General features: G+C 69.7%; 12 protein-coding genes and 1 pseudogene. 10 read left to right on the forward strand and 3 right to left on the reverse strand.

The window, feature by feature from the left end; genetic code table 11:
- Positions 1–253 precede the first annotated feature (253 nt).
- From ACIBQX_RS14070 to ACIBQX_RS14085, 4 genes are all read left to right on the forward strand, one after another.
- Positions 254–2,980, forward strand: coding sequence for a beta-L-arabinofuranosidase domain-containing protein (locus ACIBQX_RS14070; RefSeq protein ID WP_397004209.1), 2,727 nt, complete (start codon positions 254–256; stop codon positions 2,978–2,980).
- On the forward strand, positions 2,977–4,992 hold the full coding sequence (locus tag ACIBQX_RS14075) for an RICIN domain-containing protein (protein ID WP_397004211.1): 2,016 nt from the start codon (positions 2,977–2,979) through the stop codon (positions 4,990–4,992). Before ACIBQX_RS14070 ends, ACIBQX_RS14075 begins: the two co-directional genes overlap by 4 nt.
- 33 nt (positions 4,993–5,025) lie before the next feature.
- Positions 5,026–6,480: a non-reducing end alpha-L-arabinofuranosidase family hydrolase gene (locus ACIBQX_RS14080; protein WP_397004213.1), complete on the forward strand. Its 1,455-nt coding sequence runs from the start codon at positions 5,026–5,028 to the stop codon at positions 6,478–6,480.
- A 77-nt stretch (positions 6,481–6,557) separates the two neighbouring features.
- Positions 6,558–7,580, forward strand: a complete 1,023-nt coding sequence (locus tag ACIBQX_RS14085; protein WP_397004215.1) for a LacI family DNA-binding transcriptional regulator — start codon at positions 6,558–6,560, stop codon at positions 7,578–7,580.
- Positions 7,581–7,630: 50 nt separating this feature from the next.
- Here ACIBQX_RS14085 and ACIBQX_RS14090 read toward each other — a convergent pair whose 3' ends face one another.
- On the reverse strand, positions 7,631–14,539 hold the full coding sequence (locus tag ACIBQX_RS14090; protein ID WP_397004217.1) for a DUF2341 domain-containing protein: 6,909 nt from the start codon (positions 14,537–14,539) through the stop codon (positions 7,631–7,633).
- A 168-nt stretch (positions 14,540–14,707) separates the two neighbouring features.
- On the opposite strand from ACIBQX_RS14090, the gene lexA reads away from it, so the two are divergent.
- Positions 14,708–15,367, forward strand: a complete 660-nt coding sequence (gene lexA / locus ACIBQX_RS14095) for a transcriptional repressor LexA (protein WP_397004219.1) — start codon at positions 14,708–14,710, stop codon at positions 15,365–15,367.
- A 392-nt stretch (positions 15,368–15,759) separates the two neighbouring features.
- On the forward strand, positions 15,760–17,952 hold the full coding sequence (locus ACIBQX_RS14100; protein ID WP_397004221.1) for an NACHT domain-containing protein: 2,193 nt from the start codon (positions 15,760–15,762) through the stop codon (positions 17,950–17,952).
- A gap of 203 nt (positions 17,953–18,155) precedes the next feature.
- Here the strand turns inward: ACIBQX_RS14100 and ACIBQX_RS14105 are convergent, their stop codons facing one another.
- Positions 18,156–19,178, reverse strand: coding sequence for an LLM class flavin-dependent oxidoreductase (locus ACIBQX_RS14105; RefSeq protein WP_397004223.1), 1,023 nt, complete (start codon positions 19,176–19,178; stop codon positions 18,156–18,158).
- Between the two features lie 170 nt (positions 19,179–19,348).
- Between ACIBQX_RS14105 and ACIBQX_RS14110 the strand changes: the two genes are divergently transcribed.
- From ACIBQX_RS14110 to ACIBQX_RS14120, 3 genes are read left to right on the forward strand one after another with little or no spacing between them, the layout of a single operon-like run.
- The gene (locus ACIBQX_RS14110) at positions 19,349–20,341 is read left to right on the forward strand and encodes an ABC transporter substrate-binding protein (RefSeq protein ID WP_397004225.1); all 993 of its coding nucleotides are present in this window, start codon (positions 19,349–19,351) and stop codon (positions 20,339–20,341) included.
- 35 nt (positions 20,342–20,376) lie between these two features.
- A complete protein-coding gene (locus tag ACIBQX_RS14115; protein ID WP_397004227.1) occupies positions 20,377–21,156 on the forward strand; it encodes a class I SAM-dependent methyltransferase in 780 nt (259 codons plus the stop codon).
- The gene (locus ACIBQX_RS14120; RefSeq protein ID WP_397004229.1) at positions 21,153–22,187 is read left to right on the forward strand and encodes a FecCD family ABC transporter permease; all 1,035 of its coding nucleotides are present in this window, start codon (positions 21,153–21,155) and stop codon (positions 22,185–22,187) included. The genes ACIBQX_RS14115 and ACIBQX_RS14120 overlap by 4 nt, the downstream gene beginning before the upstream one ends.
- Here ACIBQX_RS14120 and ACIBQX_RS14125 read toward each other — a convergent pair.
- Positions 22,156–23,414, reverse strand: a pseudogene (locus ACIBQX_RS14125) (RNA-guided endonuclease InsQ/TnpB family protein). The gene ACIBQX_RS14120 and the pseudogene ACIBQX_RS14125 sit on opposite strands and share 32 nt — an antisense overlap.
- A 149-nt stretch (positions 23,415–23,563) precedes the next feature.
- Between ACIBQX_RS14125 and ACIBQX_RS14130 the strand changes: the two are divergent.
- The gene (locus ACIBQX_RS14130; RefSeq protein ID WP_397004231.1) at positions 23,564–24,406 is read left to right on the forward strand and encodes an ABC transporter ATP-binding protein; all 843 of its coding nucleotides are present in this window, start codon (positions 23,564–23,566) and stop codon (positions 24,404–24,406) included.
- Positions 24,407–24,440: the final 34 nt, after the last annotated feature.

Genomic DNA, 24,440 nt, shown 5'->3' on the forward strand with positions numbered 1-24,440 from the left:
GTGAAACTTTCACCTGCGTGAGCGATGCGGAACTCCAGGCGGGACGGCGTTCCGACGGCAGAGCTCAGGCCGGCGAGGGGCGCCGCTCATTGACTCCGGGCCTGATCGTCGGATGTACTCCGCGACGGAATAGGCCGCACTGTTTCACAGGGTCGAATGTTAGCGCTAACACTTCATCCCGAGGGCGGCCTGGCCCGGTGCACCCGTGACCGGCGGACGCCGGTCACCACCCCCCATTTCCAAGGAGCTCCAGATGTCCTTGAGCCGTCGTCAGCTCTTTCAGGCCGCGGGCGCGACCGCCGCGCTCTCGGTCGCCGACCGGTTAGCCGGCGCCTCCCCCGCTCTGGCCGCACTCCCCTGGGCCAGATCCGACATCGGCGTCTCGGCGTACGAGTTCGACCTCGGCCAGGTCCGGCTGACCTCCGGTCGCTGGCTGGACAACCAGAACCGCACCCTCGGCTATCTGCGCTTCGTCGACGTCGACCGGCTCCTGTACGTCTTCCGGGCCAACCACCGGTTGTCCACCGGCGGCGCGGCGGCCAACGGCGGCTGGGACGCGCCCGGCTTCCCGTTCCGGTCCCACATGCAGGGCCATTTCCTGACGGCGTGGGCGCAGGCCTACGCCGTGCTCGGCGACACCACCTGCCGGGACAAGGCCGGCCACATGGTGGCCGAGCTGGCCCGATGCCAGGCGAACAACGGCGCCGCCGGATTCTCCAGCGGCTACCTGTCCGGCTTCCCCGAGTCGGACATCACGGCCGTGGAGAACCGCACCCTGACCAACGGCAACGTGCCGTACTACTGCCTCCACAAGACCCTGGCCGGGCTGCTGGACGTGTGGCGGCTGCTCGGCAACACCCAGGCCAGGACCGTGCTGCTGGCCCTGGCCGGGTGGGTGGACGCACGCACGTCGCGACTCGGCGCGAGCCGGATGCAGGCCATGCTCGGCACCGAGTTCGGCGGCATGAACGCCGTGCTGACGGACCTGTACCAGATGACCGGCGACTCCCGCTGGCTGACCACGGCCCAGCGATTCGACCACGCGGCCGTGTTCGACCCACTGGCCGCGAACCAGGACCGGCTCAACGGATCGCACGCCAACACGCAGGTGCCCAAGTGGATCGGGGCGGCCCGCGAGTACAAGGCGACGGGCACGACCCGCTACCGCGACATCGCCGCCAACGCCTGGTCCATCACCGTCGGCGCGCACACGTACGTGAACGGCTCCAACAGCCAGGCCGAGCACTTCCGCGCACCCGACGCGATCGCCGCCCATCTGACCAGGGACACCGGCGAGGCGTGCAACACCTACAACATGCTCAAGCTGACCCGGGAGCTGTGGCTGCTGTCGCCGACCCGGGCCGACTACTTCGACTACTACGAGAACGCCCTGCTCAACCACCTGATCGGGCAGCAGGACCCGTCGGACCCGCACGGGCACGTCACCTACTTCACCCCGCTCAACCCCGGCGGACGCCGGGGCGTCGGCCCGGCCTGGGGCGGCGGCACCTGGAGCACGGCCTACAACTCCTTCTGGTGCTGCCAGGGCACCGGGATCGAGACCAACACCAAGCTGATGGACTCGATCTACTTCCACGACGGCACCACACTGTTCGTGAACCTGTTCGCGCCCGCCACGCTCGACTGGACCCAGCGCGGCATCACGGTCACCCAGACCACCTCCTACCCGGCCGACGACACCACCTCGCTGCGGGTCACCGGCGACGTGAGCGGATCGTGGACGATGCGCATCCGCATCCCGGCCTGGACCCAGGGCGCGACGATCAGCGTCAACGGGGCCCAGCAGAACATCGCCACCACCCCGGGCACCTACGCCGGCCTCACCCGGTCGTGGACCTCGGGCGACACCGTGACCGTGCGGCTGCCCATGCGGGTGGTCATGAAGGCCGCCAACGACAACCCCGGTATGCAGGCCGTCACCTACGGCCCGGTCGTGTTGTCGGGCGATTACGGCGACACCGGCCTGTCGTCGGCCCCCGCCCTGACCCCTTCCTCGATCACCCGGACCAGCGCCTCCTCCCTGTCCTTCACGGCCACGGCCAACGGGGCGTCGGTGCGGCTGGGGCCGTTCTACGACGCGCACGACCACAACTACGTCGTCTACTGGAACACCGGTGGCCCGGGCGACACCGGCGCGGCGAGCTTCCGGCTGATCAACGCGGCCAGCGGGCTCGCCCTCGGCATCCAGAACATGTCCACCGCCGACGGCGGCCTGGCTCTCCAGTGGACCGACAACGGCACCGCCGACCACGACTGGGTCCCGGTCGTCGACGGCAGTGCCCTGCGGTTCCGCAACGTGCACAGCGGCAAGGTGCTCGGCGTCGACAACATGTCGACCGCGGACAATGCCCGGGTGCTCCAGTGGGGTGATACCGGCACCGCCGACCACCGCTGGACGATCAGCGACGCCGGCGACGGCTCCGTCAAGATCCGCAACGTCCACAGCGCCAAGCTGCTCGGCATCCAGAACGGGTCGACCGCCAACGGCGCCCAGGTGGTCCAGGACTCCGACAACGGCAGCCCGGACAACCAGTGGCGGTTCGTGCCGAACGGCGCACGGCGTGTCCAGAACGTGGGCACCGGGATGGTGCTCGGCGTCACCGACATGTCAACGGCCGACGGCGCGCTCGTCATTCAGTGGGGCGACACCGGCACCGCCGACCACCTGTGGACGGCGATCGTCGACACCGGCGGCTACCTGCGGCTGCGCAACTCGGGCAGCCAGAAGGTGCTGGGCGTGCAGAACATGGGCACCGCCGCCGGGTCGCGCGTCGTGCAGTGGGCCGACAACGGCACCGCCGACCACCGCTGGCGGCTGCGCCACGGGTCGGGCGCCGCCTTCCGCATCCAGTGCGCCAACGGCGGCCGGGTCCTCGGCCTGGCCGGCAGCGCACAGGGCGCGCAGGTCGTGCTCGCCGACGACAACGGCGCGAACGACAACCTCTGGAGGTTCCTGTGAGACGCGTGCTCGCGGTTCTCTCATCGCTGCTTCTCGTGGGCGTGTTCCTCACGCCTTCCCAGGCGTCGGCCGCGACGGTCGACACCAACGCGTGGTACGTCCTGGTCAACCGCAACAGCGGCAAGGCCCTGGACGTGTACAACCTGTCCACCGCCGACGGCGGCCGCATCACCCAGTGGACCCGTAACAACGGCAACCAGCAGCAGTGGCAGTTCGTCGACTCCGGCGACGGCTACTACCGGCTGAAGTCCCGCCACTCCGGCAAGGTCCTGGACGTCTACGACTTCTCCACCGCCAACGGCGCGAACATCGTCCAATGGACCGACCACAACGGCACCAACCAGCAATGGCGACTCGCCGACAGCTCCGACGGCCACGTACGACTCATCTCCCGCCACAGCGGCAAGGCCCTGGAGGTCCAGGGCGCCTCCACCGCCGACGGCGGCAACATCGTCCAGTACGACGACTGGGGCGGCGCCAACCAGCAATGGCAGCTCGTCCGGATCGACGGCGGCAGCAGCGGCTACACCAACCCGGTCGTCTGGCAGGACTTCGCCGACGGCGACATCATCCGGGTCGGCGACGCCTACTACTACTCGGCCTCGACGATGCACTACTCGCCGGGCGCGCCGATCCTGCGCTCCTACAACCTGGTCGACTGGGAGTACGCCGGCCATTCGGTCCCGAGGCTCGACTTCAACTCCGGCGCCTACGACCTCACCGGCGGCCGGGCGTACGTGAAGGGCATCTGGGCCTCGACCCTGAACCACCGGCCCAGCAACGACACCTACTACTGGATGGGCTGCGTCGAGTTCAACCGGACCTACGTCTACACCGCCTCCGCCGTCGACGGCGCGTGGACCAAGCGCTCACAGATCAACAACTGCTACTACGACGCCGGACTGCTGGTCGACACCGACGACACCATGTACGTCGCCTACGGCAACGGCACCATCAGCGTCGCCCAGCTCTCGGCCGACGGGCTCAGCCAGGTGCGGGCCCAGCAGGTGTTCCAGACCCCGAGCAGCGTCGGCACCCTGGAGGGCGCCCGCTTCTACAAGCGCGGCGGCTACTACTACATCTGGCTGACCCGCCCCGCCAACGGCCAGTACGTGCTCCGCTCCACCTCACCGTGGGGCCCGTACGAGATGCGTCAGGTCCTGCTCGACATGCCGGGCCCCATCGCCGGCGGCGGTGTTCCTCACCAGGGCGGGCTGGTCCAGACGCAGAACGGCGACTGGTACTACATGTCCTTCGTCGACGCCTACCCCGGCGGCCGGGTCCCCGCCCTCGCGCCGATCACCTGGACCGGCGACTGGCCGACCGTGCAGACCGTGAACGGTGGATGGGGCGTCAACTACCCGAAGCCGAACATCCAGACCACCCGCACGGTGGCGTCCATGATCGGACCCGACACCTTCACCTCAGGCAGCCTCGGCCACCGCTGGGAGTGGAACCACAACCCCGACACCAGCCGCTACTCCACCGGCAACGGCCTGCGCCTGCAGACCGCGACCGTCACAGGCGACCTCTACAACGCCCGCAACACGCTCACCCACCGCATCCAGGGCCCGTCGTCGACGGCGACGATCGAGCTCGACCACGCGCAGATGACCAACGGCGACCGCGCCGGGCTGGTGATGCTGCGCGACCAGTCGGCCTGGATCGGCGTCAAGCGCGACAACGGCGTCAAGCGGGTCGTGATGACCAACGGCCTGACCATGAACAGCTCGTGGCAGACCACCGGCACCGGCACCGAGGCGGCCGGCGCGAACATCTCGGGCGACCGGCTCTGGCTGCGGGTCAACGCCGACATCCGGCCCGGCTCCGGCAGGCAGGCCCGCTTCTCCTACAGCACCGACGGCAGCACCTTCACCAGCCTCGGCCCCGCCTTCACCTTGAACAACGCCTGGCAGTTCTTCATGGGCTACCGCTTCGGCATCTTCAACTACGCCACCCAGTCCCTCGGCGGCGCGGTCACCGTGCGCCGCTTCGACCTCACCACCCCCTGACCCGGCACGTCGACAGCTGAATCGGAGAACATCATGAGATCCAGACCCCTGACCGTCCTCGCGACGGTGGTCGCCTTACTGGCGAGCCTGTTCGTCGCCCTTCAGACGCAGGCCGCCAACGCGGCCACCGTCGACACCAACGCCTGGTACGTCCTGGTCAACCGCAACAGCGGCAAGGCCCTGGACGTGTACAACCTGTCCACCGCCGACGGCGGCCGCATCACCCAGTGGGCCAGGAACGACGGCAACCAGCAGCAGTGGCAGTTCGTCGACTCCGGCGACGGCTACTACCGGCTGAAGTCCCGCCACTCCGGCAAGGTCCTGGACGTCTACAACTGGTCGACCGCCAACGGCGGCGCCATCGTCCAATGGGCCGACCTCAACGGGACGAACCAGCAGTGGCGGCTGGCCGACAGCTCCGACGGCCACGTACGCCTCATCTCCCGCCACAGCGGCAAGGCCCTGGAGGTCCAGGGCGCCTCCACCGCCGACGGCGGCAACATCGTCCAGTACGACGACTGGGGCGGCGCCAACCAGCAATGGCAGCTCGTCCCGGTGGGCGGCGGCGGCAACCCCGGTGCGTGCGATCTTCCGTCGACGTACCGCTGGACATCGACGGGCCCGCTGGCGAACCCGAAGTCGGGCTGGGTCTCGCTCAAGGACTTCACCGTCGCCCCCTACAACGGCAGGCATCTCGTCTACGCCACGACGCACGACACGGGCACGAGATGGGGTTCGATGAACTTCAGCACCTTCACCAACTGGTCCGACATGGCTTCGGCGAGCCAGAACACGATGTCCGCCTCCACCGTCGCGCCCACGCTCTTCTACTTCGCCCCGAGGAACATCTGGGTGCTCGCCTACCAGTGGGGCGGGACCGCCTTCTCCTACAGGACCTCCAGCGACCCCACCAATCCGAACGGCTGGTCATCCGAGCAGGCGCTCTTCTCCGGAAGCATCTCCGGCTCCGGAACAGGGCCCATCGACCAGACGCTCATCGGTGACAGCACGAACATGTACCTGTTCTTCGCCGGGGACAACGGCAGGATCTACCGGGCCAGTATGCCCATCGGGAACTTCCCCGGCAGCTTCGGCACGTCATCGACGGTGATCATGAGCGACACGACGAACAACCTGTTCGAAGGGGTTCAGGTCTACAAGCTCAAGGACCAGAACCGGTACCTCATGCTCGTCGAGGCGATCGGCTCGCAGGGCCGCTACTTCCGCTCGTTCACGGCCACCAGCCTGGGCGGTTCGTGGACCCCGCAGGCCGCGACCGAGGGCAATCCCTTCGCCGGCAAGGCCAACAGCGGCGCCACCTGGACCAACGACATCAGTCACGGCGAACTGGTCCGCAGCAACGCCGACCAGACCATGACCGTTGATCCCTGCAACCTGCAGTTGCTCTACCAGGGACGCAACCCCAACTCCGGCGGCGACTACGGCCTCCTGCCCTACCGGCCGGGGCTGCTGACGCATCAGCGCTGATGGCGTGAGACGGGTCCGGTTCGGACACCGTTTCAGGGCGGCCCGGTGCTCCGGGCCGCCCTGACTAGACTGCCGCCATGACCACGGAGTCGTCCCGTCTCACCATCGCTCAGCTCGCCGAGCTGGCAGGAGTTTCCACCGCGACGGTCTCCAAGGTCGTGAACGGCCGTTCCGAGGTCTCGTCCGAGACCCGCGCCGCCGTGGAGGAGCTCATCCGCCGGCACGGCTACCGCCGCCAGCGCCGCCGCTCCACGCCGACGGCCCTGGTGGAGCTGGTCTTCCACGCGCTGGCGGGCGACTATCCCGTCGAGATCACCAAAGGGGTGGCGGAGGTCGCGCGTGAGCACGACCTCACGGTGGGGATATCGGTTCTGCGGCGCGACCGCTCCGCCGCGGACGCCTGGCTGGAGGGTGTGCTGCGGCGCCGTCCGAGCGGCGTGATAGCGGTGTTCTCCGGCCTGGCCGAGCCTCAGCTCGAACAGCTCGCCCGCGGCGAGATCCCGCTGGTCCTGCTGGATCCGGCCGACGCCCCCGCGCGGGACATCCCGTCGGTCGGCGCCGGCAACTGGAACGGCGGGCTCACGGCCACCCGCCACCTCCTGGAGCTCGGGCACCGCCGCATCGCCATCATCACCGGGCCCGATTCCGCGCTCTCCAGCCGGGCCCGGCTCGACGGTTACCGGACCGCCCTCGACATGGCCGGCGTGCCCGTCGACCCGGAGCTGATCGGCCGGGGGGACTTCCTCATCGAGGGCGGCCTGGCCGCATCGCACCGCATGCTGCGCCCGCCCGACCGGCCGACCGCGATCTTCGCCACGAACGACGGCCAGGCCATCGGCGCCTACCACGCGGCCCATCGGCTCGGCCTGCGCATCCCGGACGACCTCAGCGTGGTCGGCTTCGACGACATGCCCTCGGGACGCTGGGCCATTCCGCCGCTGACCACCATCCGCCAGCCCTTCACCGAGATGGCCGCCGCGGCCACCTCGATGCTGCTGAAGCTGGCCCAGGGCGAGCCGCAGCCCCAGAGCCGCGTCGAGCTGGCCACCGAACTCGTCGTGCGGGAAAGCACCGCGCCTCCCACACTCCCGTTCGCCTGAGCCAGGACGTCGTCCTCCGGAACCACGGCGCCACCCCGGTCACCGAGCTTTCACCTCAGCAGGCGCCACGGCCCGTTCGGCTTGCCCGGCTCCTCGTTGCGGGTCCACCACGCGGCCTGGTACCGCTGCCCGCGGTGCTCCACCACGTCACCGGCCTCGGCGATACGGCTCGGCGTCCAGACTGCGGTGCCGTCGGCGGTCGTGGCGATCTCCTGCCACGGCCCGAACGCGTAGCCCGGCTCCTGGTCGCGGGTCCACCACGACGCCCGCCAGACGGCGCCGCGGTAGGTCACCTCGTGGCCCGCGGTGTACGCGGTCCCGGCGTTCCATGCGGGCAACGCCGGCGCCTCGGCCACGGTGAAGGTGCTGACGGCGCTGCGGGTCACGTGCCCCGCCGGGTCGCGCAGCTCGGCGTACCACTCGTAGGAGCCGCCGCCCTTGAGGCCGTCCAGCACCACCGAGACCTGCTCGGCGCCGACCGCCGACCGCACGTCCCCGACCTGCTGCCGCGCGCCGGCCGCGACGGTGAGCGACTCGGCCGCGAGGGTCCGCGTCGTGCTGCCGCCGAGGTCGATCTCCAGAGCGAAGTTCTCCGTGTCCGCGCCGTGGAAGCCGGGGATCGCGCCTGCGGGGACCTTGTGATGCCAGTTCCCGTCGGACGTCGCCTTGCCCAGCAGGGGCGACCAGGTGTTGAAGTACATCAGGTCGTTCTCCGTGTCGACGCTGATGTGCTTGAGGTACTCCTGCCCGCCGTAGACACGCGACTGGTAGTCGGTCAGGACGCCGTAGGCACGGTTGCCGCCCGCCGTCTGCCGCGAGGCGACGCCGGTACCGGCGATGTGGCCGCCGAGCACCAGCTTGACGTTCGGGTACGGATCGACCAGCGCCCTGGTGACGTTGTCGTTCGACCAGCCGTTGACGCCCTGGTTAACCGAGTTGTGGGGGGCGAGGATCACCGCGTGGTCGGGGTGGGCCTCGATGACCCCCTTGGCCCAGGCCAGTCCGGCGTCGCCGGCGTTGTCCGCGGAGAAGAAGCCGACGGTGAGCAGCAGGAGCTTCGCCCCGTCGATCTCGGCCGTGTAGTAGTAGTTGTCGATGTTGTCGCTGCCGCCGAACCGCCAGGGGCTGCCTTCGAGACTCTTCTCGAACCGCTCCATCGGGAAGTACTTCGGCAGCATGACCCGGCCGTTGCGCGCGTCAGAGTAGTCGTGGTTGCCCCACGAGATCATGTACGGCAGGTCCGCCTCCTCCAGCGCTCGCGCCGACGGCTCGGCGTTCACCCACTGGTACTCCTGCGACAGGTACTCGCGGTTGACCCAGTCACCCGACTGCAGCACCAGCTTGGTCTTGCGCGCTGCCGCGACGTCGGCGACGTACTCGAACTGGTGCGTCATGAGGTCGGGCGTCGCCTGCGCGTAGAGCTGGGAGTCCGGCACGTGGTCGAACGCCCAGTCGTACCGGTCGGCGGCGGGCGGCGACTGGATGTCGTCGCCCTTCTGCCCCGGCAGCACGGTCAGGCCGCGCCAGACCAGCAGGTGCAGCTTCCCGCCGGCCACGACGTTCTCCTCGGCGCGGGCGGTCACGTCCAGCTCGACCGCGGCGCCGGACGGGTCCGCCCCGGAGTCCTTCAGGATCCAGCGGCGGGCCGTGTGGTCGTACACGTGGGCCGAGACGGTGCGCTCGTCCCCCGAGCCCGTCCAGGTCAGATGGAACTCCTTCTGCTCGGCCTGCTCGCCGGTCAGCGAGATCTCGTACACCTGGAACGGGTTCTCGTTCGTGCCCACCGTCGTCGGCAGCCGCTGCTCGCTGACGGTGCCGCTGGCGGGCGTCAGCGCGTCGGGCACCCGGTCCGGGGTGGTCCCGCTGCGCACCACGACGTTCGAGTCGTCGAGCGGGATGGTCGGGCCCGCGTAGAACGTGGCCTCGACCCGCTCGCGGTCCTTGGTCTGCGGCGTCGCGCTCAGCGTGACGCTCGGCTTCTGCCCGGAGGCCGCCGACGCGTCGTCGCTCACCTTCGGCGCGGCGGGCGCCACGGTGTCCTTGACCGTGACCGGCACCTCGACCGGCTCGGCCACATCACGCGGCCCACCGGAACCGGGCCCACGGGAACCGGCCTGATCGGAAGCGGCCTTACCGGCCTTACCGGTCCCGCCCGGCCGGCCGACGGCGGCGGCGTCCACCGTGAGCGTCTGCTCGCCGATCTCGTTCACGGGCACGGTGACCGTGAACGGCCCGGCGTCGACCTGCTGGGTGAGCACCCGCTTGCCGGCCACCTCCGCGGTGAGCACCGCGCGCCGGCTGACCGTACCGGTCACCTCGACCAGACCTGCCTCCAGCGAGCTGTTCGCCCGCGGGGTGCCGACCACCAGCGTCAGGCGCTCGTCCGCACGCTCGACCCGCGCGCCGAAGCTCACGGCGTCGCCGAACAGGTTCGCGTACCGGAAGGCCTCGAAGTCGGGGGTGAACGGCACGCCCGCGATCTGCACCTCGTCGACCAGGCCACGGAACGGCGACCGGAGGGTGCCGTCGTTCGTGTAGTAGTCGCCGATCGTCGTCTGCACGGCCGGGTCCGAGTACGTGCTGCGGTACTCGACCATCTGGCTGTGCACCTCGCGGCCGTCGACGAACACCGAGTACGTCATGCCGTCGTAGGTCTGGGTGACCAGGTGCGGCTTGCCGTCGGCCGGGAAGCCGAACCGGTGGCTCAGGTCGACGTTCCCGAACTCGAAGCTGTTGCCCGCCAGGAGCGTGCCGACCTGCCGCTCGGCAGACCGCACGCCCTGCCAGAAGGTGAGCTGCCCGTCACCGGTCGCGCTCTCCTTCGCGACCACGGGGGCTGCCGAGCCCAGTGCGGCCAGGTCCTCCTCGGTGAGCGAGTACACGCCGCTGATCGCTATGCGGTCGTGACCGCCGCCGACGTCGCCCGGATACTGCAGGCGCGAACCTTCGAACCGTGCCTGGCCGGTGCCCCGCTCCGAGGCGCCGGTGGCCAGGTCCTTGCCCAGCACGAGGCCGGCCTGCCGGCCCGTGGAGTCGGTGCGGCGCTCGCCGCTCGCGGTGCCGCTGCCGAAGTGCTCGACCAGGGAGTACGCCTCGCCCCACACGGCCGTGGGGTCGTTGCCGGGGGCCCCGCCGCCGAAGTAGGCCCACACCTGCCGCGCCGACCTGGCGGGCAGGCTCGGCAGCCGGACCCACACCGTCGAGGTGCTGCCCGGCTGCCAGGTCTCCACCTCGAACGGCAGAGGTGCGCCGTCGGCGGCGAAGAAGGACAGTTTGTCCCGCTCGACGCCGGGCGCCGACGGGATGCGCAGCTGTACCGGCGTGCCCGTGAAGTCCGACGCGGTGTCGTTGCGGACGGTGACCACCTGGCGGGCGGTCGCGCCGGGGTCGGCCCAGGCCACGGTCTTGCCGTCCTTGGACACCAGGCCGCCCAGCTCGCGCAGCCGCCGCTCGGCGGCCTCCAGGCGTGACAGCCCGGTCAGGGCACCGCGCTGCGCCTCGGTGAGGCCGTCGACGGCGTCGCGCACCGCGGCCACCGCCTCGGCGTCCTTCAGCGTGACGTCGTCGACGGCCGGCAGCTTGTCGACCTGGGCGGCGACCGGGGAGATCGCGCGGTCGACGCCGAAGCCCTCGAAGAGGCGTGGCACGCCGCGGTCGCGGATGTCGTAGACGTTCACCGTGAGGCGGCCGGCCGTGACGTTCACCGCCGTGAAGTTCTCGCCGGCCTGCTCGCCGGTGCGGTCGAACAACCGCAGGTAGGGCTCCAGGTCCACGCCCTGCGGGTTGGTGGCCTGCGTGTAGTGCTTCGCACCGGCGGTGTTCGGCAGGAAGTAGATGGTGCCCTCGGGATCCACCGCGTACTCGACGCGCTTCCCGTTGCGAACCTCGGTGATCTTGGTGGTCTTGACGACGCGAGCGCCCTCGACCCCGTCGGGGTCGGCGGCCAGCACCTTGGACCGGCTCATCACGTGGTCGTGGCCCTGCAGCACCAGGTCGATGTCCAGCTCGTCGATCACCGGCACGAGGGTGCGGCGCATCGCCATGACGTCCTGGTCGTCCAGGTGGGTCGCCGTCGTGTAGGTGCCCTTGTGCATGGACAGGATGAGCCACTGGGCACCGGCGGCGCGCGCGGCCTCGGCGTCGGCCCGGAGCCAGTCGATCTGCTTCTGGGAGATCCCCTCGGCCCCGCCCTCGTTGGTGTTGAGCACCATGAAGTGCGCCCGGTTGTACGTGTACGAGTAGTACACGCCCCTGGACCGGTCCTGGTCCTGCGGGCCCTCCAGCGTGAAGTGGTCGGCGAACGCGTTCGTCGCCGCGTCGTGGTTGCCCGACGCCACCGCGAGCGTGGTGCTCAGCAGGCTCGGGCGGGCGGAGTCGATCAGATCCACCCAGTCCTGCTCCCGGCCGCCGTCCTCGACGACGTCGCCGTTGTGCATGACGAACTCCGCGTCCGGCACGTGCTTGAGCGCCTTGGCGATGGTCTGCGCCGAGAGCTGCGCCTCGGCCAGGTTCTGCGACTGCGTGTCGGTCAGGTCGACGAACGTGAAGTCCTCGTCCCCGCCGTCCGCCGTGACGAACGTGCCGGTGGCGCTCCACACCTGCCCGGCCGCGTCGCCCACGCGGTAGTAGTAGGCGGTGCCGGGCCGCAGGTCGCGGGCGATGGCGCGGTAGAAGATCTCTCCGTCCTCGCTCTCCTCACGCTGCGCCCCGACCGTCACCGTGGCCGAGCCCTCGGGGAACTCGCGGTCCGTGCTCAGCACGGCGGCGGCGCTGCCCGTGTCCAGCGTCGAATACCAGGTGAAGGCGCGCTGAGTGCCCGGGTCGCCGTAGAAGGTGGTGGTGATCCGGTTCGGCGCCTCGTCCGAGGAGACGTACTTCGGCACGGGATGGCCGAGCTTGCCGTCCCAGCTCCACTTCTCGGCGAAGTCCCAGCCGCGGGCGGTGTAGGTGTCCTGACGTGCGAGCGCGTCAGCCGCCGAGTCGGTTCCGTGCTGGTTCTTGGTGCCCGGACCGGTGACGGTCTGCCCGCCGATGGTGATCTCGCTGCTCGCGAGGTTGTCCTGCGCGGTCCAGCCGTCGTACCCCGTGTAGCCGACGACGCGGCCGACGAAACCGTCGGTCTTGCCCGTGTAGTCGATCGAGCCGGGCAGCGCGACGTTGCCGGTGAACGAGCTGCCCGAGCTCGGGTTGCCCGGGTATGCCACGACGTAGGCGGCGTCGATGCCGCGGGTACCGCCCGCGCCGCCGTCGGCCGCCACGGTGAGGTCCGCGTCGACGAGGTTGTTACGGACCGTCGCGCCGTTGTTCGTGTAGGACACGAGACCCGCCGGCATCTTGTGCGCCCTGATCGTGCCGCGCACCCAGTTGTCGGTGACGGAGCCGCCGCGCAACTCGGCGACCAGGCCCGCCACCTTCTCGGCGCTGGTGGCCGTCAGGTCGGCGTCGAGCACGGTGTTGCCCGTCAGGGTCGCGTCGGTGGCGACGACGGCGAGGCCGGCCACCAACCCGCCGCGGGTGCCGCCGTCGGCCTTGACGTTCGCCAGGGTGAGGCCGCGGATGGTGCCGCCATTGAGCTGCCGCACCAGGCCGAGCCGGTCGGCCTCGCCGCCGGCACTCTGCTGCGGGGCGTAGACCAGGCCGCTGACCGTGTGCCCGGCGCCGTCCAGCACGCCCTCGAAGCGGTTGATGCCGCCGAACGGCTCGCGCCCGGCGAAGTCGAGGTCGGCGGTCAGGACGAAGTGCTTGTCGCCGGTGTACCGCGCGTTGCCGGCGTTGAGCTGAGCGGTGAGCAGCTCCAGGTCCTCGGCGGAGGCGAGCTCGTAGGGCTGCTGCGCGGCGCCGCTGCCGAACAGCGTCGAGGTGTACTGCGGCACCGGGTGGCTCAGCGCGTCGTCCCAGCGCCAGGCGTTGGTGAAGTCCCAGCCCAGGCCCTCGTACGTCGCTCGCTGGGCGAGCTGCTCGGCCGTGGCGTCCGTGCCGTGCTGGTTCTTGGTGCCCGGACCGGTGACCGGGTTTCCGCTGATGGTGATGGCGGCGTTGGCCAGGTTGTTCTCGGCCGTCCAGCCGTCGTAGCCGGTGTATCCGAGGATGCGGCCGGCGAAGCCGTCGACCTTGCCCGCATAGGCGATCGAGCCGGACAGCGCGACGTTGCCGGCGAAGGTGGAGCCGTTGGGTGTGCCCGGGTAGCCGGCGATGAGCCCCGCGTCGATGCCGCGCGTGCCACCGTCCCCGCCCGGGGCGGCCAGCGTCAGATCGGCCGCCACCAGGTTGTGCCGGACCTGGGAGTTCTGATTGACGTAGGCGGCGATGCCGGCGGGCATCTTGTTCGCGCTCAGGGAGCCGGTCACGAGGCTGTCCTCGATGGTCCCGTTGCGCAGCTCGGCGACGATGCCGCCGACCTTCTCGGCGCTGTTCGCCGTGAGCGCGGCGTTCTTCACGGAGTTGCCCGTCAGGGTGGCGTTGGTGGCCACGACGGCGACGGCGCCGATCCAGCCGCTGGTGCTCGTCCCGGCGTCGGCCCGCACACCGTCGAGGGTGAGGTTGCGGACCGTGCCGCCGTTCAGACGACGAACCAGGCCCAGGCGGTCGGCCTCGCCGCCCGCCGACGCCTCCCGCACGAGCTGGAGGTCGCTGATCGTGTGACCCGCGCCCTCGAACGTGCCCGTGAAGGTGTTGATGCCGCCGAACGTGCTTCCGCCGAAGTCGACGTCGGCCGTCAGCCGGTAGGCGGCGCCGCCGTAGGCGCCGGGGTCGGTGTTGATCGCGCCGGCGACGGTGCGCAGGTCGTCGGCCGAGTCGATCTGGTAGGGGTCGCGGGGCGTGCCGCCGCCATCGATCCCGGGCAGCGGGGCTGCTGCCGCCTGGGCCGCGGGAAGACCCGCTCCGAGGGCAAGAACTACGCCGAGCACGATGGCTAAGGGTGCGCGGGCGCGGGTGCGTGACAGCACGTGGGAAGGCATGGTGGGAGTTCATCGAGCAACGCTGAATGCTCTCCGGCCGCCCGGCAACACCACGGTGAACATCACAGCTTCGCACACAACGCTTTGGTATCGGCGCCGATTCGCAGGACGAGCACGGTGAGCTGTCCCGAAGGCGGGGACAGGGTGCCGGCCTTTAGCATTGCGCAGGTGACCATCTACGACGATCATGAGACGTTCGATCACCTGGACTACTCGTCCCTGCCGCAGCGCCAGCAGCGGATCCTGGTCACGATCCGCGACTGGGTGGTCAAGTATGGACACCCCCCGAGCACACGCGAGATCGGCCGCGCGGTCGGGCTGCGGTCGTCCTCGTCGGTCTCGAAACACCTGAGGAGCCTGGAGGAGAAGGGGCTCCTCCATCGGGGCACGGCGATGACCCGGCCGATCGACGTGCGCCCGTTCCTGCGAGCCCCGGCCCCCGAACCGGCCGACGACCTGGTGACCGTGCCCGTGGTCGGAGACATCGCCGCAGGCAGTCCCATCCCGGCCGACGAACACATGGACGGCACGCTGACGCTCCCTCGCGACCTCACCGGGCGGGGCAACGTGTTCGGCCTCCGCGTGCGGGGCGATTCAATGATCGACGCCGCCATCTGCGACGGCGACATCGTCGTCGTACGGCAGCAGCCCGAAGCGCACTCCGGCCAGATCGTCGCCGCGATGATCGACGGTGAGGCCACCGTCAAGGTGTACCGCCGGCGCGACGGGCACGTCCATCTCGAACCGCGCAATCCCCTCTACGACATCATCGACGGCGACAGCGCCGTGGTGCTGGGCATCGTGGTCTCTGTCCTGCGCAGCGTCTGAACCTGGTAAGCCCGAAAATCCACCGGCGTGCGATCGAAAACAATTCGGGTATCCGAACTGCGCCGGTGATCAGCTTACGACGGCGGAAATGCAAACGCATTCGGATCATGCCTACGGTAAACTCGACTTGACAGACGCCTGCCTGGATGAATGCGAGTCAATAGGCTGATCGGATGGGTGGTGCCGTGGGCCGCCGGCGCAATACCGCAGGCCGCTGGGCGTTTCTGCTCCTTATCGCTGCAATCATTGCTCTCCTGATATGGGTGGGCCTGGCCTTCTTCGACGGTGGCACGGACACGGGTGACCAGGTCGCGGGCATAGCTTCGGCGCTCTTCGCCGCGACAGCCTTGTTCCTCCAGGTCCGAGCGACGCAGTCGCCACCACGTCCGGACGTGACCGACACGGATTTACGGATCGATTCCACCGCCCGCGTGCTCGCCCTGCGCGTGCAGGAGATCAGCCAGCGGGAGGAACGCAACTGGCGTATCGGCGATCCGTGGCCACTGCAGGTGAGATGGAGGGCCGCCTCCGATGACGTGGTCGATCACCGGGAGAACATCCGCGCCTCCGCGGCCGACAGCGCTGATAGCGCTGATAGCGCTGACGGGCCTTCGCCGCTGGCCGGAAATCTCCCCAGCATTCACAGCGTCTACCAGAGCGTGCCCACCGGCCGTCTGGTCATCATGGGCCGGGCCGGAGCGGGGAAGACCGTACTCGCCCACCGGCTGATCCTGGAGTGTTTCAACCACCCCGGGGATCTGCTCCGCGTGCCGGTGTTGTTCAGCCTCGGCGGCTGGGATCCCAGCCGCACCGGCCTGCACGACTGGCTGGCCGACCGGCTCATCGGCGACTACGCCTTCCTGGAGAGCGTCGACGCCACCGGGACCGCGCTGGCCCGGGTGCTGCTGGGGGCCGGGCGGATCCTGCCGGTGCTGGACGGCTTCGACGAGATCCAGCGGCATCACCGCGGTGCGGCCATCAGCGAGCTCAGCCGCTTCGACGGGCCGCTGATCCTCACCACCCGGCCCGACGAATACGCCGCCACGGTCAGCGCCACCAGGGCGCTCAGCAGAGCCGCCGCCATCGAGCTCGAAGACCTCTCCCTCGACGAGGCCCAGCGCTACCTGCGGTCCGTCAGCAGTAAGACCCGCACCGCCCAGTGGGAGTCGGTCTTCTCGCACCTGCGCACCCGTCCCGACGACGTCACCAGCCGGAATCTCGCCGCGGCCCTGAGCACCCCGCTGCTGGTCATGCTCACCCGGACCATCTACAACGACACGCCGCACCACGACCCCGCGCACCTGCTCGACGGCGGCAGGTTCCCCACCCAGAACGCGCTCGAAGAACATCTTTTCAGCGCTTACCTCACCGCCCTCTACGACCCACGCCGCACAGTCCCGTCCGGCAGTGGAAAGACCACCTGGACGGACCACCAGGCCCGGCGCTGGCTCGGCCACCTCGCCGACCACCTCGCTCGGCTCAACACCCAAGACCTCACCTGGTGGCGACTCGACGTCACCCTCCACCGCCGGACTCGCGTCCTCGTCACCGGCCTGGCGGCCGCGCTGGTGGGTGGGATCGTGGGCGTACTGGGCTACTTCATCGCCGATCACCTGTTCTGGACGGTGGCCGACGGGCTCCGGTTTCGTCAAGAACTGCTGGGGTCCCAGTTCCGTCAAGGACTGCTGGAGACGGTAACCGGCCTCGTCGCAGGCCTCGCCGCCGGACTCGTGAACGAGACGAGGACTCGGCGCCGAGGCACTGGCCGCAACCCCGAACGGCTGCGCCTGCGTCCCTTCCGACAGCCCGTCCCCGCGCCGTCGCGAGCTTCGCGCGACATCGGCGCCGAACTCGTCATCGGGCTTACGGCCGGTCTCGTATTCTCGCTCGCCTCGTGGTTCGCCTACGGCTTCGCGTACGAATTCTCGCACCATTCCGCCGAAGTTTTCGTGCAGGCCTTCGCACCGTTCCCGGTCACCTGGCTTCCCCCCACGGGCGCGCTCACCTATGTGGCGGCCGGTCTCATCCTCGGCTTGCTGGTCGGAATCTCGTACGCGTTCGTGAACGCGGTCGTGTACATGTTCAGCGGGCCGAACGACGGGAATTCCGCGGTGAATACCTGGGACTTACTGTCCACAGACCGTGGGGTGACGCTTTTCCGCGTCGGCCTGGTCGGACTCACGGTCTTTCTGGTGAACTTCATCCTGGTGGGCGGCCAGTACGGCGGCCAGTACGGCAACTGGGAATCGTTCCTCAGGCAGGGCTTCCTCTACGGCTTTCTGTACGGATCCTTCGCCGCACTGACCCGGCTCTTCCTCTCGGCGTGGGGAGGCTGGCTGCTCTTCGCACGCCTGTGGCTCCCGCTCACCGGCCGGCTGCCGTGGCGGCCGAAGCTCTTCCTCGACGACGCCCACGACCGGGGCGTACTGCGGCAGTCCGGTGCGGTGTACCAGTTCCGCCACGTCAGGCTCCGCGACCACCTTGCCTACCAGCACCGTGCCCGCCTCGGCATCCCGGAAGAGCCGCCGGCTTCACGTGCGGAAGGCGACCACGCGGCTGACCGACAGGCGCCGAAACACGTCTGACGCGTGAGCGGATCACGTGTCACCTGGACGTCCAACCGTCGAACGTGCTCATGTGCGAGACGGCGTCGTAAACCATGCCGGGGTATCGCAAGCCCATGCCGCCTATCGACAGGCCTGGCCGATCTCCCATCGCGACGTACATATACGGACATCCTGGCCGCCACTTCCGAAAAGTGGCTCGTCACAAAGAATGACGGCCGCCCTCAGCGCCAGCCGAGTGCGGGGGCGACGTGGGTCAGGATCGATGAGAGCAGGTGCGCGTTGTAGTCCACGCCGAGCTGGCTGGGCACCGTCAGCAGGAGCGTGTCGGCCGCGGCGATCGCCTCGTCGGTGGCCAGCTCCTTGACGAGCACGTCGGGCTCGGCGGCGTAGGTGCGCCCGAAGATGGCTCTGGTGGTGGCGTCGATGAAGCCGACCTGGTCGGAGCTGACGCGCTCGTGACCGAAGTACGCGCGGTCCGTCTCGTTGACGATCGGCATGATCGAGCGGCTCACCGACACCCGCGGTTCGCCCTCGTGACCGGCCTCCTTCCACGCCTCCCGGTAGGCCGCGATCTGCTCGGCCTGCTGCACGTGGAACGGCTTGCCGTTCTCGTCGTTCTTGAGGGTCGAGCTCATCAGGTGCATGCCCAGGCCGGCGGCCCACTTCGCGGTGGCGTTCGAGCTGGAACCCCACCAGATCCGCTGCCGCAGACCCTCCGAGTGCGGTTCGAGGCGCAGCAGCCCCGGCGGGTTGGGGAACATCGGCCGCGGGTTCGGCTCAGCGAACCCCTCGCCCTCCAGCACCTTGAGGAAGGTCTCCGCGTGCCCGCGCGCCAGGTCAGCGTCGGTCTCACCCTCGGCCGGCTCGTGGCCGAAGTAGCGCCAGCCGTCGATCACCTGCTCGGGTGATCCGCGGCTGATGCCGAGCTGAAGCCGCCCACCCGCGATGAGGTCGGCCGCGCCGGCGTCCTCGGCCATGTAGAGGGGATTCTCGTACCGCATGTCGATGACGCCCGTGCCGATCTCGATCCGGCTCGTCCGCGCGCCGACGGCCGCCAGCAGCGGGAACGGGCTCGCGAGCTGCTGGGCGAAGTGGTGGACGCGGAAGTAGGCGCCGTCGGCACCGAGCTCCTCGGCGGCCACCGCCAGCTCGATCGACTGCAGCAAGGTGTCGGACGCGCTGCGTGCCTTCGAGTACGGCGACGACGACCAATGCCCGAAGCTCAGAAAACCGATCTTCTTCATGTGCTCTTCAACCTTCCTCGCGTCAAGGACATTCCGCGAATCCAGCCGGCGGGAGGCGGCTCCGCCCGGGTGAACACCGATCCGCCCCGGGACCACCGCTTCTGGTCGCAGCTGCGTCGAAGACGGGCCGCCTGGCAGCCGCGTTCCCGGCGATGCTAGGGTCTGCGGACATGAAAACCATTTCCATTCGGTTGGGCGTGGTTGCCGGTCTGCTGACCTTGGTCACCGCATGCGGGAGCGGTACGGCGGAGACCACCGCCGCCGCACCTCAGGAAGCCCGGCTGACGAGTTGCGGGATTCCGCTGCGGATCGCCGCCCCACCGGAGCGGGCGATCGCCATGGAGCAGAACGCCGCGGAGATCATGCTGGTCCTGGGGCTGGCCGACCGCATGGCCGGCACCGCCTACCAGACCGACCCTGTGCTGCCCGAACTGAAGGAGCCCTACTCCCAGGTGCCCGTGCTCTCGGCCCAGTACCCGGGCCGCGAGGCGCTCCTGGCCAAGAAGCCCGACTTCATCTACTCCATGCGAGCCTCGGCCTTCGCGCCCGAGGCCGCCGGATCCCGGCAGGACCTCGCCAAGCTGCGCGTTCCCGCGTATCTGTCGTCCAACGACTGCGAAGATCGGGCGCTCATCCCCGCGACGGCCGAGTTCGAGGCGATCTTCAAGGAGATCGACGACATCGCCACGGTCTTCGGGGTGCCGGAGCGGGGACGAACGGTGGTCACCGACCTGAGGCGGCGACTGGAGGAGGCCGAGCGTTCGGTGCCGCAGGACCTCGACGCCGACGTCATGTGGTACTACTCCGGCACCAAGATCCCCGCCATCGCCGGAGACACCGGCCTGCCCGGCACCATCACCAAACTGCTGGGAGCACGCAACGCCTTCGCCGACGTCAAGCAGCAATGGCCGGAGGGCAACTGGGAGGAGATCGCCACCCGCGACCCCGACGTGATCGTGCTCGCCGACCTCACCCGCGGCGGCGACGGCGACAGCGCCGAGGCCAAGAAGCGCTTCCTGCGCGAAGACCCCGTCGCCGCCAAGCTCACAGCGGTCAAGAACGACCGCTTCGTCGTCGTCCCCGGCTCCTCCATGGACCCGTCCATCCGCAGCGTCACCGCCGTCGAGCAGGTCGGGAAGGGCCTTACCCGCCTGTACGACTGAACCTCGCGCAAGCACCACCTCTTGGAGACATCCCCTTGACCTCCCCCTTGACCTCCCCCTTGACCTCCCTGTCCCCCCGCGACCTGCTGGCCCACTGGGAGGAGCAGCAGAGCGCCTACGTCGCCCACCGCGAGAACCGCTTCGAGGCGATGCTGGACGTCCTCCGCCTGCACTCCCCCGCCGAGCCGACCGTGCTGGACCTGGCCTGCGGGCCGGGCTCGATCGCGGACCGGGTGCTGACCCGCCTGCCCGGCTCCCGTGTCGTCGCCACCGACTACGACCCCGTGCTGGCCCAGCTCGCCGAGACCGTGCTCGGCGAGTACGGCGAACGCGCCACGGTGGTCGACGCCGACCTGGCCGAACCCGGATGGAGCCGGCGCTTCACCGAGTGGCACTTCGACGCCGTCCTGACCTCGACCGCGCTGCACTGGCTCTCCCCCCAGCAGTTGCTCGGCGTCTACACCGAGCTGGCCGCGATCCTTCCGCCGGGCGCGGTCCTGCTCAACGCCGATCACCTCCGCTTCGGGCCCGAGCACCCGACCCTCGCCGAGATGTCGGTTCGCCACGACGAGCACGTGCAGCAGGCGGCCTTCGCCGCCGGCGCCGGCACCTGGGACGAATGGTGGACCCTGGTCGCGCGACAGCCCGACCTTGCCGACCGGCTGGCCGAGCGCGAACGGCGCTTCGCCGACCGCCCGCCCCAGCCGCTGGCCCCGCTGGCCTTCCACCTCGCCGTCCTGCGTACCGCCGGCTTCGCCGAGGTGGGGACCGTCTGGCAGTACCTCGACGACTACGTCGTCTTCGCCAGGCGATGACGGAACGGACTCCGCCACGGCCCCGCACCGTTCTCATGATCGCCGGGGGCCTGCTGCTCCTGGTGCTGTCGATCGCGGCCGCCTCCGTGGTGGGGGCGGCCGGCCTGTCTCCCACCGACGTGCTCCGAACGGTCGCGGCCCATGCCGGTCTGCCGGTGGAGCCGCTCGCGCCGCTGGACGACGGCATCATCTGGGAGCTGCGCCTGCCCCGGGTCCTGCTGGCCGTGCTGGTGGGAGCCGGCCTCTCGGTGTGCGGGGCCGTCCTGCAGGCGCTGACCCGTAACCCGCTGGCCGATCCGTACCTGCTGGGGATCTCCTCCGGTGCCTCGACCGGGGCCGTGGCCGTGCTCGTCCTCGGGCTCGGCACCGGTGTCACGGCACTGACGACGGGCGCCTTCGGCGGGAGCATGCTCGCCTTCTGCTGCGTCCTGGCCATGATCGGCCGGGGGTTCGGCAGCGCGGTCCGGGTCGTGCTGGCCGGGGTCGTGGTCTCGCAGCTGTTCAGCGCCCTGACCAGCCTGGTCGTGATCTGGGCGGCGGACGCGCAGAGCACCCGTGGGATCACCTTCTGGCTCCTGGGCTCACTGGCCTCGGCGAGCTGGACGAGCGTGGCGCTGTGCGCCGCCGTCGCGACGGCGGGGCTGCTCGTATGCTGGCTGGCGTCCTCCGCGCTGGACGCGTTCGCCTTCGGCAGGGAGGCCGCCGCGTCGCTGGGCATCGCCCCGGCCAGGACGGAGGCGATCCTCTTCACGGTCACCGCGCTCACCACGGCGGTGCTGGTCGCGGCGAGCGGCGCCATCGGCTTCGTCGGCCTGATCGTCCCGCATGCCGTACGCGCCCTCACCGGCGGGCGGCACCATGCGCTGCTTCCGGCCTGCGCCCTGTACGGCGGTGTGTTCCTGCTCGCCGCCGACACCATCGCCCGCACCGCCTTCGCCCCCCGCGAGATCCCCGTCGGCGTGCTGACGGCACTGATCGGCGTGCCCGCCTTCGCGCTCATCATGCGGCGGCGAAAGGAGACACCGGCTTGACATCCTCCCCCTCGTAAACGAGGGGGATTCCCACGGTCACCCGTGAGGGTTCCTGCTTCACCGCCGGTTGCCCGCCCGAGAGGACTCTCGTTGAGGCCTTACACCAGCTCCACAGGCGTTTCAGCTCTCCGCAAGCCCTGCGGCGAGCACATTCTTGGCCGCGTTCACATCCCGGTCATGGACCGCGCCGCAGGCGCACTCCCACTCCCGGATGTTCAACGACATCTTCTCTTGCAAGGCACCGCACGCCGAGCACAGCTTGGAGGAGGGGAACCAGCGGTCCACTGCGACCACGGCCCGCCCGTACCAGGCAGCCTTATACTCCAGCATCGACCGCAACTCACGCCAGGACGCATCAGAGATGGCGCGGGCCAGCGAGTGGTTCTTCACCATGTTACGGACGGTCAGGTCTTCCACGGCGATCACTTGGTTCTCGCGAACAAGCCGTGTCGTGACCTTGTGCAGGTGGTCGCGCCTGCGGTCGGCAATCCGGGCGTACACCTTGGCCGCCTTGAGCCGGGCCTTGGCTCGGTTGTTGCCGCCCCTGGCCTTGCGGGCGAGCATCCGCTGAGCCTTGGCCAGCTTGCGCCGGTCGGCCCGCTCATGCTCCGGGTTGACGATCTTCTCACCGGTCGAGAGCGTCGCCAGTGCGGTGATGCCCGCGTCCACACCCACGTTCCGCCTGGCAAGGGGGAGAGGGCTGATCTTCTCCTCGACCAGCAGCGAGATGAACCAGCGCCCCGCCGCATCGCGGGAGACGGTCACCGTGGACGGCGCCGCGCCCTCGGGCAGCGGACGCGACCACACGATCGCCAAAGGGGCGTCCATCTTCGCCAAGGTGAGTCGGCCCTCCCGCCAGCGGAACGCCGAGCGGGTGTATTCGGCCGACAGTCGCGACTTCTTGCGGGACTTGAACGTCGGGGACCTGGCCCGCTTGGCGAAGAAGTTCGCGAACGCCGTCTGCAGATGGCGAAGCGCCTGCTGCAACGGAACCGACGACACCTCCGACAGGAAGTCGTACTCGCCGCCGCGCTTCCACTCTGTCAGGCGCGCAGAGGACTCCACGTAGGAGACGCGACGCCCTTCCAGCGTGTAGGCACGGGTGCGTTCCTCCAACGCCTTGTTGTAGACGAGCCGGACGCAGCCGAACGTCCGGGCAAGCTCTTCGGCCTGCTCGGGGGTCGGGTAGAAGCGGTACTTGTAGGCCCGCTTCACCATCTGCGCCACGCCTCACATTCTACCGCACGATCAGCTGAGAATCGCTCAGGTGTTCTATATGGCGGTCCGCCTGGCGGCGAATCGCCTGCCCCTGTCCAGCTCCGCAAAGGTCCGATTCCTCCCCCGCCTGAAGGCGGGGGATTCCTCGGAGGTACTCGATGACCTTCCACGCCCACGACGTCAGCTGGACGGCTCAGGGCAGGCCGATCGTGGACGGCGTCACGGTCGAGATCCCTCCTGGCGGACTCACGGGCCTGCTCGGCCCGAACGGCTCCGGCAAGTCCACCTTCTTGCGGCTGCTCGCCGGGCTGTTACGACCGCACGGCGGCACGGTCCTGCTGGACGGTCACGACCTGAACCACCTGCCGCGCCGGGACGTCGCCCGCCGCCTCGCGGTGGCCGCGCAGGAGGTGAGCACCGACGTGGAGATGACCGTGCTCGACGTGGCCCTGCTCGGACGCGTCCCGCACCACCGCCGTCTGGCGGCCTCCGCCGGCGCGGATGATCTGTCGCACGCCCGCCGCGCCCTGCGGCAGTGCGGCGTCGCCGCTCTGGAACGCCGCCGCTGGTCCACCCTCTCCGGTGGTGAGCGCCAGCGGGTGAACATCGCCCGCGCTCTCGCCCAGGAACCCACCGAACTGCTGTTGGACGAGCCCACCAACCACCTCGACATCGCCCACCAGCTCGCCCTGCTGGACCTGCTCGCCACGACTCCCGTCACCGTCGTCACCGCCCTGCACGATCTCAACCTCGCCGCGCAGTACTGCGACCACCTCCTGCTGCTGCACGAAGGGCGGCTCGTCGCCGCGGGCCCTCCCGCGCAGGTCCTCACCGAGAAGACGGTGGAGCGCGTCTACCGTGTACGGACCGAGATCGCCACCTCTGCCACGGACCGTCCCATCCTTCGTTTCCTGAGCCCGTCCCTCCCCGCACCGGTCGGGGACGTCGCGGGTGCCCACGGTGTTCAGGCCGGCGGCTCGTCTTCGGACAAGGCCCGGTGAGGCTGCGGTGTCGAGCCCGCCGATACCCACCATA

The sequence above is a fragment of the Nonomuraea sp. NPDC049714 genome (genome assembly GCF_044465295.1).
In the GTDB taxonomy this organism is placed as follows: domain Bacteria; phylum Actinomycetota; class Actinomycetes; order Streptosporangiales; family Streptosporangiaceae; genus Nonomuraea.